Origin of the sequence: Murinocardiopsis flavida (assembly GCF_003014485.1) — a bacterium.
Classification (GTDB): Bacteria; Actinomycetota; Actinomycetes; order Streptosporangiales; family Streptosporangiaceae; genus Murinocardiopsis; species Murinocardiopsis flavida.
Genome location: NZ_PYGA01000028.1, coordinates 74,265 through 85,747, shown reverse-complemented (window position 1 = coordinate 85,747; position 11,483 = coordinate 74,265). Strand labels below are relative to the sequence as shown.

The 11,483-nt window shown below is 69.3% G+C and carries 12 protein-coding genes and 1 CRISPR repeat array; of the genes, 3 read left to right on the top strand and 9 right to left on the bottom strand.

The features are described 5' to 3' along the window. The coding region (locus CLV63_RS33825) for a sigma-70 region 4 domain-containing protein (RefSeq protein WP_170134363.1) at positions 1-284 on the top strand (284 nt) is incomplete at its 5' end. A gap of 525 nt (positions 285-809) precedes the next feature. Here CLV63_RS33825 and CLV63_RS28650 read toward each other — a convergent pair. The 8 genes from CLV63_RS28650 to CLV63_RS28610 form a co-directional block, all read right to left on the bottom strand. Further along, entirely contained in the window at positions 810-1,460 is a 651-nt protein-coding gene (locus tag CLV63_RS28650; protein ID WP_245929145.1) for an SRPBCC family protein, read from the bottom strand. Position 1,461: 1 nt separating this feature from the next. Beyond that, entirely contained in the window at positions 1,462-1,830 is a 369-nt protein-coding gene (locus CLV63_RS28645; protein ID WP_106586364.1) for an ArsR/SmtB family transcription factor, read from the bottom strand. Positions 1,831-2,392: 562 nt separating this feature from the next. Beyond that, on the bottom strand, positions 2,393-3,232 hold the full coding sequence (locus CLV63_RS28635) for a methyltransferase domain-containing protein (protein ID WP_106586372.1): 840 nt from the start codon (positions 3,230-3,232) through the stop codon (positions 2,393-2,395). A 413-nt stretch (positions 3,233-3,645) separates the two neighbouring features. After that, the gene (locus tag CLV63_RS28630) at positions 3,646-4,170 is read right to left on the bottom strand and encodes a class I SAM-dependent methyltransferase (protein WP_245929142.1); all 525 of its coding nucleotides are present in this window, start codon (positions 4,168-4,170) and stop codon (positions 3,646-3,648) included. A 133-nt stretch (positions 4,171-4,303) separates the two neighbouring features. After that, positions 4,304-5,512 (bottom strand): methyltransferase, FxLD system, encoded by a 1,209-nt coding sequence (gene fxlM, locus CLV63_RS28625; protein WP_106586361.1) that lies wholly within the window; start codon positions 5,510-5,512, stop codon positions 4,304-4,306. Positions 5,513-5,571: 59 nt separating this feature from the next. Beyond that, positions 5,572-5,769, bottom strand: coding sequence for a hypothetical protein (locus CLV63_RS28620; protein ID WP_106586360.1), 198 nt, complete (start codon positions 5,767-5,769; stop codon positions 5,572-5,574). A gap of 386 nt (positions 5,770-6,155) precedes the next feature. Beyond that, positions 6,156-6,602: a glycine-rich domain-containing protein gene (locus tag CLV63_RS28615; protein ID WP_146165687.1), complete on the bottom strand. Its 447-nt coding sequence runs from the start codon at positions 6,600-6,602 to the stop codon at positions 6,156-6,158. Positions 6,603-6,827: 225 nt separating this feature from the next. Then, positions 6,828-7,061, bottom strand: coding sequence for a hypothetical protein (locus CLV63_RS28610; protein ID WP_245929141.1), 234 nt, complete (start codon positions 7,059-7,061; stop codon positions 6,828-6,830). Positions 7,062-7,184: 123 nt separating this feature from the next. On the opposite strand from CLV63_RS28610, the gene CLV63_RS28605 reads away from it, so the two are divergent. Next, positions 7,185-8,324 carry a helix-turn-helix domain-containing protein gene (locus CLV63_RS28605; protein WP_106586357.1) on the top strand — a complete coding sequence of 380 codons (1,140 nt, stop codon included), beginning with the start codon at positions 7,185-7,187 and terminating at the stop codon, positions 8,322-8,324. Between the two features lie 10 nt (positions 8,325-8,334). Next, positions 8,335-8,919, top strand: coding sequence for an HD domain-containing protein (locus CLV63_RS28600; RefSeq protein WP_106586356.1), 585 nt, complete (start codon positions 8,335-8,337; stop codon positions 8,917-8,919). Between the two features lie 192 nt (positions 8,920-9,111). After that, positions 9,112-9,507: direct repeats of the CRISPR family, unit length 29 nt; unit sequence CGGTTCACCCCCGCGTGTGCGGGGCTTGG. A 531-nt stretch (positions 9,508-10,038) separates the two neighbouring features. On the opposite strand, the gene CLV63_RS28595 is transcribed toward CLV63_RS28600, so the two are convergent. After that, complete coding sequence (locus tag CLV63_RS28595) at positions 10,039-11,475, bottom strand: serine/threonine-protein kinase (RefSeq protein WP_106586355.1); 1,437 nt, start codon at positions 11,473-11,475, stop codon at positions 10,039-10,041. Between the last annotated feature and the right edge of the window lie 8 nt (positions 11,476-11,483).

Below are 11,483 nucleotides of genomic sequence, written 5' to 3'. Positions count from 1 at the left end.
ACCGCCCCAAGCACGTCACCACCACCGCCCGCCAACGCACCCGCAAACGCACCCACCGCGATCAGGGATCCGACAGCGGGACCCCCGCCACCCCGAACCCGGGACGGGCGCCCCGCAACCGCCGTGACATCGGCACCACCGACACCGAACTCCTCACCCGCTACGACAACGGGGAGAGCTACCGCGAAATCGCCGCCACCCTGCCCATCGGCCCCACCGCTGTGCGCACCCGCATCCTCAACGCCTTCAAAGCTGCCGACCCGCCCCAGACACCACCCCACTGACGGGACGACCCATCCCCGCGCGCGGGGCTTGGTGGGCGGCGGTGTTCTCGATCGCCGCGGCCTTCGGTTCACCTCCGCGTGCGCGGGGAGCACTCTTGCTGACCTCGAACGCTACTGCGACGCACCCCCGATTCTGACCACTTATCGAAAAAAGGAAACTCGCACTCAAACCGCGCAAAAATCCGAATAGGAACAAAACGAAGGAATCCATTCACCTGGAACCGGAGACGCGCTGGGTATCCGATCGCGGGGCATGGTCATGGGGATGGCGGGCGCACGACGTTTGCGGGCACGTCGAGCCAGACGTGCGACCCCGTGTGGTCGACGGTGACCCCGAACCGGCCGGGCTTCGGCGACCCCAACGATTCCCACCATGTGCGCACGTCCTCGACCGCACCCGGGTCGAGTCGCTGCCCTCGCATCGGCATGAACGGGGCCGACCCCGAGAACCGCCCCTCGGCTACGCCGGTCCCCACCGTCAGCACGGCGAGGTGCAGCCGGATGGAACGATCGAGGTGGTGTACTTCATCGTGTGTTCCTTCCGGGGACGTAGAACGCGGTGGTGGCCTCGACCGCGGCGGCCACGTGACCCGGATCGCCACCTGCGGCCAGGTGAGCTTCGCCCCATGCCACAGCGCTGCGCGTGGCGAACTCGCGTCCCGCGGGCGAGGTCTGGAACTCCTCGTGATCGAGCGTCTCGCCGTCGGCCAGAAACCGGGCCAGCGTGAGGAGATGCAGGTCCCAGCCCACGCCGCCAGCACCGGGGCCGTAGGTCGGGAACATGGGCTCCCCAACGGCCGCTGCGTGGACCAGTTCGAGCTCGGTATCCCCGGCAGGGCCCGCGGACAGGCGCACCTCGACCTCGCTCGTGCCCGGCCACTCGTCGGCTTCCGGTCCGAAGAGCCAGGACACCCGCAGCAGACGCGGCGGCTCGCACCGGAGGATCTCGCCGTGCTCGCCGCCGTCTAGCTCGAACGACCCGCCGAGCCGCAGGTCTCCGGTGACCGGCTTCAACCAGCGGCTTAGGCGCTCAGGGTCGGTGATGGCGTGCCAAACCTCGTCGACCGACGCGTCGTAGCGACGCCGCAACTCCATCGTGTACGCGTCGCCGGCGGGCAGGGTGGCTGTACCCATGGTCCGGCGCGCAGCGGCCAGTTCGTCCATTACGTCCTTCATGTCATGTTCCTTTCGCTGGTGGATTGGCCTTGCCAACACCCGGGGTCCGGGATGCACGCATGCCGCGGGCCAGCTCCGTGCCCAGGGCATCGAGCCGCTGATCCAAGAACCCGCGAAACCGGTCCAACCACACATCAACCTCGCTCAGCGACGTGGGATCGACGGCGTAGAAACGGCGAGCCCCCTCGGCCCGGACCGACGCGAACCCGCTCTCACGCAGAACGCGCAGATGCTGCGAGACAGCCGGCTGGGACAGTGCGAACTCGGCCCGGATCACGTCTGTGATCGCGCCAGAGGTCTGCTCGCCGTCGGCGAGCAGCTCCAGAATGCGACGGCGCACCGGGTCGCCGAGGATGTCGAACGCGTGCACGATCCAAGATAATACCAGTATTGACTTATATAAGTCATCACTGGTTCTTGGGATCATTCCTCGGTGTCGACTCACATCGACATCCGATACGCACCATCCGATGCTGGTGTCGAACGAGACCGACATCCGGTGTCAGCTGAGAGCGACGTAGCCAGTCGCCTACACGCCGCCTGACCGACTACGGTTCACCCCGCGTGCGGGGCTTGGCGACTCGTGCGCCATAACGTGGCACCAGTGGCAGGTTCACCCCCGCGTGCGCGGGGAGCACGTGCCCGAGAAGGCCGAGCCCGGCACCGCGAAGGGGCCACCCCCGCGTGCGCGGGGAGCACTCGTGGGAGGAGTCGCCGGACCGGTAGACGTGGGGTCCATCCCCGCGTGCGCGGGGAGCACTCTTGCTGACCTCGAACGCTACCGCGACGCACCCCCGATTCTGACCACTTCTCGAAAAGAGGAAACTCGCACTCAAAACGCGCAAAGAATCCGAATAGGAACAAAACGAAGGAATCCATTCACCCGGAGCGGGAGACGCGCTGGGTACTGGGTATCCGATCGCGGGGCATGATCATGGGGATGGCGGGCGCACGACGTTTCCGGGCACGTCGAGCCAGACGTGCGACCCCGTGCGGTCGACGGTGACCCCGAACCGGCCGGGCTCCGGCGACCCCAACGATTCCCACCATGCCCGCACGTCCTCGACGGCACCCGGGTCGAGTCGCTGCCCTCGCATCGGCATGAACGGGGCAGACCCCGAGAACCGCCCCTCGGCTACGCCGGTCCCCACGGTCAGCACGGCGAGAGGTGCAGCCGGATGGAACACAGGCGCCCAGGGCGCCACAATCAGTGCCCCCGGACGTGCCTGATCGACCCATGCAAACGGGATCTTTGTCACGGCCGCAGTGGCCACCACTCGGTCATAGGGAGCGTGCTGCGGGTGCCCGAGGAACCCGTCGCCGATGACCACCGCTACCGGTCGGCCGCCAAGGCGCCCGCGCGCGGCTTCGGCCACCTCCGGAGCAACCTCAACACTGGTGACTTCGCCGCCGAGGTGGGACACGAGGGCGGCGTTCCACCCGGTACCTGTGCCGATTTCTAGCACCTGGGCCCCGGGGGCGAGCCCCAACACGTCAAGCACGTGGGCCACGACGGGCGGCGCACTGCTGGAAGAAATCGACACCGCACCCCGCCCGGTACCGGGATCGCGCAGGTGCTTGGGAACGCGCGGGTCGTGCTCTACGGCGGTTACCACGGGATCGTTGGACGCCACGGCCTCATACCAACGGCCCGGATCGTCGCCGCGGTGAAGAGGGACCAACCAGCCCGTGCTGGGGTCGGGCAGGTAGATGGTGTCGGGGACGAATCGCTCCCGCGGAACGGCGGCGACCGCGGCCTGCCCGGGAGTCATACCTCTCCGGTCCCGCTGCATCCCCAGCACTGGACCCACCGACGGTTGCCGTCGTCAGTCTCGTTCCAGCCGCCCTTGCCTTTGCACACGCTGCATTCTTCCTTCTTGCCGCGCTTGCCCATTGCAGTCTCCCAAGAGGAGTGAGGGTGGCGAGATCGTACCTCCGTTATTACCCGTTGTAATTGCCGTGTCCCAAGCCGGTCAGCTCGCATACCTCCGTGGCGGACCGGTGCCGGCGCGGCGTGGCACCGAAACGGCTGGTCCTCAATCCCCTCGCCTCGGTGATCGATGAACGGTCGCCCCCATCCCCGCGTGCGCGGGGCTTGGGAGGCGCGGCGCTGGGAGCGCATCGATGAGATCGGTTCACCCCCGCGTGCGCGGGGCTTGGACGTCCTCGGTGGCAAAGAGCCCGGTCAGATAGGGTTCACCCCCGCGTGCGCGGGGCTTGGAGTTAATGACCTGGTACTTTGTGGCGCGTTATTGAAATGTGATGCGTGTCCATAGTCGCCCACCTCACCCAATTGTCTCAGCCGGTTGCGGATGAGGGGCAGCAGGATGTCGGGGTCGGTGAACCACAGTGCGCCCCAGATCGAGTAGACGGCTTCCCACTGTCGTTCGGCGCTGGCGAGGTAGTCCGCGGCGTCGGTCTGGGCGAAGTGGGCGCCGGTCAGGTGCCCCCACCGTGCGAGGGCCTGTTCGTACTGCGCGGGGGAGACGTCGATGCCGGTTGCGTCGATGCCTTTGGCCGCGAGGGCGGCGACGGCGTTGCCGTGTCCGAATCCCAGTTCCAATGTGCTCATGGGGTCGCCGAGGAGTTCGTCGCCGGGCCCGTGGCCGGGGTACTGGCACCAGCCGAAGGCGTTCTTGACCGCCTCCTGCGGGGTCTGTTCCTTCATTCCTTGGGCGTAGCGGTCCCAGTAGCTGGCAGTGTCATGCATGCGCAAGTGGCCCTTGTGGCGCTGCATGCGATTCACCTTCCCTCGGCATGTGCGCTCCGCAACCAGCGACGCTTGCGGGCCGCCTCACTCGTCGCCATTTGGAACCGGCCGCCGTCCCGCATCGAGCCGTTCCCTAGCTAGTCGGCCAGTGCAGAACCAGTCGGGTGTGGCGCTTGCCAATCACCACACCATCCGGGCGCGCAGGGTCCGGGCTGCCGGATGGGAATGCCTCGACGGTGGGGGCGGCGCCGCGGTCGCGGTCCCACACTCGAACCTGGTCGCAGACCCGTTCAGCAAGGTCGCCTCCTTCGGGACCGTGGCCGAAGGCGCCCAACTCGGCGCGGCCCGGTTCGTCGTCAGTGCGGGGGAGTCGCCGGTAGGTGAGGTAGGCCAGCGACCCCTCGCTCACGAGGGCCGGGGTGAGGTTCGGGATCGCCGGGTTCACCCGGCCGGTCTCGACCGCAGCCAGCGACGCGGCGATCCGGCACGTCCCGGGCTCTGCGGTGGACATGCGCAACCACACCCCGTCGAACGGATCGGACCCGCCCACCGTCACCCCCGACCAGGCTTCCGCGCATCGCTGATCCAGGACATCGTGCAGAGCTTCGGGACTGACGGGCTGGTCTTCGTCGTAGTGAATGGTCACGTTCGGGGCCAGGGCGAGCGTGGCCTCGCCGTCCCCGCCCTCCATCGGGATGAACCCGAGGAGCGTCAGGGACCTGGCCACCATTCGACCGGGTTCGTGGTCGAATGCCAGCGACCGGGTCAGACCGCGCCACCGCAGCGGGATGACGAGTCGGCCCCCCGCGGTGAGCTGTTCCCACCACGCTGGAGGGACGTCCCACGCGCCGGTGGTGATGATGAGCCGGTCGAAGGGTGCGCGGGTCTTGTCGCCGAGCGCGCCGTCACCTTCGATGACATGGACGTCGGGGTAGCCGGCGGCTGCCAGCCGGGCGCGGGCTTCCTCGGTGACGTCCGGATCGATGTCGATTGTGGTCACCTCGCCGGTGGCCCCGACGAGTTCGCGGAGCAGCGCGGCGCTGTACCCGGTGCCCGCGCCGATCTCCAGTACGCGGTCACCGGGCCCGATGTCGAGCTGGTGCAGCATCGTCGCGACGATGGTGGGTTGGGACGCGGAGCTCGTCGGCACACCGTCAGGGGTGCGATGGGTGCCGACGAACTGGTCGGTGTAGGCGGTTTCGAGGGGCGTCCCTGGGAGGAACAGGTGGCGCGGAACGGTACGGAACGCGGCCTCGATCCGCGGGTCCGTGATGGCGCCGCTGGCGCGGAGCCGGTCGACCAGCGCGGTGTGCAGGGCGTCGGGAGTGCCGGATTCGTTCATTGCTCGCAGCCTAATTCGCAGGTCAGGCGGATAAATGGCGTCTTGGGGATTCGGGTGTTCTACCCGGTGGTGAGTAGGCAGGCGTCCCATGAGGTGAGTGACCCTTGCCCGGCGGTGTGCTTGGCGAGTTCATCCCCGGCCGCGCCGTCGAGGAAGCCGGGATGTCCTGGTGGGTCGGCGGCGTCGAGCCGCGTGGTGAGGCGCGGAAGGTGCGCGGCGAGGTCGTTGGTGCGGGCGTCGGCGGCGGCACGGTTCACCGTATGGACGAGCCCGGATCACCCCCTCGCGCGTGGAGCACGGCGACGCCATCTCGGCCGCAGTGCTCCACGGGGGCACCCCCGCGTGCGCGGGGCTTGGCTGCACCTCATCATCTAGGAGACCCCGTGCACCTTGAAGCGAAGGTTCTGATCAGCACCCTCGGAACCCTGGTGGCGAGCGTCGTGCTCGCCGTCGCCGTCGCCGTCCAGGACGCCCCCAATGTCATCGCTGGCCTGCCGCCCACCGACCGGAGCACCCAGGGGACGTCGTGGTTCACCACGGCGACCCGAGCGCTTACCGGCGCTACATCGAATCGCTCGACAAGTAAGGCACCGCGCCCCGCTCACCTCATGGTGAGCGGGGCGCGTTCGTCATGTCCGGGTTCTTACCGGGGGTGGTCGTCGTGGTCGCCTTTGCAGCAGTTCTTGCAGTCCGCGCCTGCCGACCGCGCCCAGAGGACGTGATCGGGCTGGTAGCCCTCCTTCTCCAAGACGCGCACCGTCTTCAGCACCCGGTCCTCACGCTCGGCCAGCGGACCGGAGGTCTTCATCGGCACGTGGTGGATGTAGCGGCCGGCGACCAGCTCGCAGAACCGGGTGTAGGCGACGGTGTTGACGATGAACAGGTGCCAACCCTGGTCGACCAGCGAGGACGGCGACAGCTTCTCGGGCCGGGGGCCGACGACCTTGAGGAAGATCAGGGTCTGGTCGGCGATCCGCGTGGCCATGGCGTGGTCGTGCCCGTGCTCTTCCATGAGGCACTTCACGAGGTAGTCGAAGTCCAAGGGGTCTATCAGGTTTCGGCAGGTCGGGGGGCCGGTCACTGTGGTCATGCTCTGCCCTTTCCGGTTCGTGTCGAGTATGCCAGCGGGGGTCAGTCGCCGCGCAGGATGTACAGCGCGTTGTCCAATGCCTCGGGAGAGGGGCGGTCACGGTCACGGGTTCCTCGGTGCGGCGGAGGGTGCGGGTAGCGGTGCATCCGTCGGCGGAGATGGCCCAGCCGCGCCAGAAGTTGCGCATCTCCCGGATCTCGTGACCGACGTCGTGATCCGCCGCGGTCATGACGCCTGCCTCGGGAACGGGCGGCTGAACCGGCGCGGTGGGTTCTTCAGCGTGTGGATGAAGCGCGCGAAGTCGGGCTCACCGATGGTCGGCGCGAGGTCCGGGTGGTTGTCGCGCCGGGTCGCGATCCACAGCTTCGGGGTGCGCCGGATCCGGTACGTTGCCCCGTAGCCCTCACGCAGCGCCGCCAACGCGGACGCTTCCGATCCTGTTTCCTGGGGTAGCACCACCCTGAACACCTCCTCGGAATCGCTCGCCTTATTAGGTGATCGCCACGCTACGGAGCATCACCGCCCGCCTGAACTGACTGCGGGTACGAGTGTTCGCGCACGTCACATCGACCAGAGGCACCAATGGCACGCACCCCCCGGAGAACCCTGACCGGCAGTCCGGGTGGCTCCCCGTGCGCGAGCGGCGACCGCGAGGGCCGCGTCGCCGGGTACGTCCTCAAGATCGCCCGCCAGGCCGTGTCGCTCACCCAGGAGGAGTTCGCCGAACGCATCGGCGTGGACGTCACCACCATCCAGGGTTGGGAGTCCGGCCGCAGGCCGCTCATGGCGGCGACCGCGGGCACCTACCTGGGCGTGCGCCACCACCTGCTCCGGCTCGGCGCATCCCCGCGCCTGCTCGGCCAACTCGACACGGCGATGGAGGCCGACCGGTTCATCGGCTACGTGCTCGGGACCGACGGGCCCATCGACCTCGACAGGCACCCGCTGGCCACCTGGGTGATCACCCGCCCGTTCACCGACCTCGTCGGGTGGACCTTCACGGGCACCGCGCCCGGAGCGATCGCCGACACCGCGCCGCGGTTGCGGCGCGGGCCCGCCCCGGCCGGACCCCGGTTGGCCGCCGACGAGCGCCGCCACTTCCTCACCCACCTCCGAGACGCCGCCGAGCAGTCCGCTCCCGACACCGCCGCGGGTGCGCTCCTCCGCCGCCAGGCGCACTACGTCGCCGGGTTCGACGCCACCAGCGAGACCGTGGCGTGGCTGGCCGTCATGCAGCGCGCCGAGCAGCGCCGCCTGCGCACGGGGGACTGGTCGCCGTCGTGGGCGGTGGTCCGGTCCGGGGCGCACACCCTCGCGCGCCAGGGCGACGGCGACGCGCTGCCGCAGTTCATCGGCGTGCACATCGAGACCGACGCGTGCGAGATCGCGAACCTGAACTACTGGGCGTACTGGCTCGGCGAGATCGGCGACCCCAAGCTCTCCGACACGTTCATGGTCGAGCTGGACCTGGACGACTGGCGTGGCGACCGCATGCTCGCGCACCTCGCCGCGAAGCTCGACCCCGCCAACGTCTACGTCGACGTCGTGGTGCACACCCTGTGGTCACTGATCACCCGAAAGCCGGACCTGCTCACCCCGCGCACCGCCGCGGATCTGGCGCCGGCGTGCGCCCGTCTGGTCGACGAGGGCGTGATCTCTCCCCAGTCCCACCGGGAGCTGAGCGAAGTCCTTTACGCTCTACGGATGATCCACCGCCGGTAGAAGGGCACCCATGGCTGACGAAGAACTCGCCCGCGCGGTCGACTTCCTCTACGAGGTCGGGCTGCTGAAGCGGTACAAGCGCACCGGCTGGGTCGTTGCCGGTGTGGCCGCGCCGGAGAGCATCGCCGACCATTCCCACCGCACCGCGATCACCGCCGCGGTCATCGCCTCGATGGAGGGCGCGGACGTGCAGCGGGCGGCGTTCCTCGCGCTGTTCCACGACACCCAGGAGACCCGCCTCACCGATATCCCTTACATCGGCAAGCGGTACCTCAAGGCCGCGCCGAACACCGAGGTGACCGCCGACCAGACTGCGGGACTCCCCGAAGGGCTGGCCGAGGTCATCGGCGACGCGGTCGGCGAGTACGAGGCGAAGGAGTCGGCGGCAGCCGCGTGCGCGAAGGACGCGGACAAGCTGGAGTGCCTTATGCAGGCCGCGGAGTACCGCGAGCAGGGCACCGACACCCAGGCGTGGATCGACTCGTCGCTCGCCTCGCTGAAGACCGCGTCGGGCAAGCGGCTCGCCGAGGAGGCACTGCGGACGCCGTCGCTGCGGTGGATGCACGAGGCCCGCGAAGCCCGGCCCGCGCTGTAGGCGAGCCGCCGGTCTGGTATCGCCGTAGCTGATACCGGTATCGGTCTTACATCCCTGCCTACGGTGCGTCTAAGGGGCGTCTGCCCGGGGTCTACCTATAGGCGCGGGGAGTCTACCCGGTAGGCCCCCACCTACAGAAGTAGAGCCGTCCCGACCTGCACGGTAGACCCGAGACAGACAGGTAGACCCCGCCGGTTCACCCCCGCGTGCGCGGGGCTTGGTAGATCTGGGTGGCCTCGGCCTCGCGCTCGGCCGTTTCACCCCCGCGTGCGCGGGGCTTGGCACGCTACCGCTCGGGGTGCGGATCACGTTGCCGGTTCACCCCCGCGTACGCGGGGCTTGGGGCACCAGCCTCGTGATCGCCGACATGGCCGACGGTTCACCCCCGCGTGTGCGGGGCTTGGGCATCCTGTAGGGGTCCGGGCCGGTCGGCGGGTCGGTTCACCCTCGCGTGTGCGGGGCTTGGGTGGCCTTCTGCCCGGTGATGAGCTCGTACATCGGTTCACCCCCGCGTGTGCGGGGCTTGGCGCTACAGCCCGCGCAACCCGGCCTCGCCGTACGGTTCACCCCCGCGTGTGCGGGGCTTGGAGTTAATGACCTGGTGGTTTGTGGCGCGTTATTGAAATGTGATGCAAGTCCATGGCCGCCCACCTCACCCCGTTGTCTCAATAGAACGGCATGTTCCATCACCGCCCAACCACATCGAGCAACGCGAAACAGAAAGACGTCTTCGCATCCCCGGACGCCGCCTGCGGCACGCGGCTGCCAGAGTCCGTCGAGTGAACCACGTACAGCCCGCCGCCGGACGGCGACTCCGGTTCGCAGCGCGGCCATGTCCGCTGTCGGTCCCGGCTCCCGGTGGAAAAGGGCAGTGCCGAAGACGGGTGGGGGCCAGGCCCCGGCCGGACCTGAGACGGCTCCTTCGATGGTGTTGCGCTGCGCGCCGTGGAGAGTTCAGCACCGGCGCGAGCATGAGGATCACCGGATACGCATTGGATGCGGGGATCGGCGGGCCGGTCGCCACCTGGTCACTCCTCACCGTGGTCGGCGTCGAACTTGCGGGCGCGGCGGCTTTCCTCGCCCTCACATGGCTCGGCCGCCGGACGGGAGCCGGGGGCCTCAATCGATGGGTTCCAGGCAGGAGACCCGATTGTTCAACTTCACCGCACGGTCCTCGGACGGCGTCCAATGCGACACCTCGTCCGCGCATGCGGTTCGCGCGTCGGGCAGTCGCGCTAACCCCGGATCGATCCAGGCGGTGACGCGGTATTCGGCAACCGCAGTACCGCACGGGACCTTGACCAGGGAGCCGTCGACGGGCGCAGCGCAGTCCCACAATCCGAGGTCGGCGGAACCGCTCGACCACCTGGCCACCAAGCCGGCGACCGACGTGTTGGTGACGGCCAGCACGACGAACAGCAGAACGGCAGCGGTGGCGGTGGCCAGCAGGGCGATACCCGCTCGGGCCGTTCGCCGCGTGTCCGGCCCGGCCTGCGGCAAGGGGCGGTCCATCATCGGCGCGGGTTGATACGCCGTCCGCGCGTCCGGCCCGGCCTCCGGCAAGGGGCCGTCCACTCTCGGCACAGGGCCGTCCACTCCCGGCGCGGGCTGATACGCCGTCCGTATGTGCTGCTCCGGGTGCGCTTGGCGGGGCCGCGTTTCGGTGAGGGCTTGTGCGGTGGTCGCGTGGTGGGTGATGAACTCGGTGAGGGGCTCCGGCAGCCACTGCCCGGAACCGCGGCCCGCGCCGGGCGCCGCCGTCGTGGCGAGTCGCTCCACCAGCGCCTCCGGGCTGGGCCGGGCGCCGGGGTCGTTGGCGAGGCAGTCGGCGATCGGGTCGGCCAGTGCGGCGGGCACCCCGGTCAGGTCGGGGGCGTGCCCGATGCGGTAGGTGCTCGCGTGGGCGGAGCCCTGGCCGAAAGGGCTGCGGCCGGTGGTGGCGTAGGCGAGCAGGCAGCCCAGGGAGAACACGTCCGCGGGAGGCCCGACCGGGGCACCGGTGGCCAGTTCGGGCGCCATGAACCCGGCCGTGCCCACGCCCGTGCGGGCCCGGGAGGTGGAGTCAAGGGCGCCGGCGATGCCGAATTCGATCAGCCGGGGCCCGTCGGCGGTGAGGATGACGTTGCCGGGTTTGAGGTCGCGGTGCACGACTCCGCCGGCGTGCACCGCCATCAGTCCTTCGGCCAGGCCCGCGCCGAGGGCGGCGGCCGAATCCGCCGGAAGGGGGCCGTGTTCGTGTACGGCCTCGCGGAGTGTGGGGCCGGGGATGTAGGCGGTGGCCAGCCAGGACGGATCGGCTGCGGTGTCGGCGTCGACGACGTGGGCGGTGCAGGGTCCGCCGACCCTGCGGGCGGCCTCGACCTCATCGGCGAAGTGTCGGCGGAAGACGGGGTCTTCGGCCAGGTCGGGGTGGACGACCTTGACGGCGGCGGTACGGCCGTCCGGGGAGCGGCCGAGGTACACCCGGCCCATCGCGCCGTCGCCCAGTCGGGCGTGCAGCAAATAGGGGCCGACCTCGGAGGGGTCGCCGGGACGCAGGGGGATGTGCGCAGTCATCACGGAAC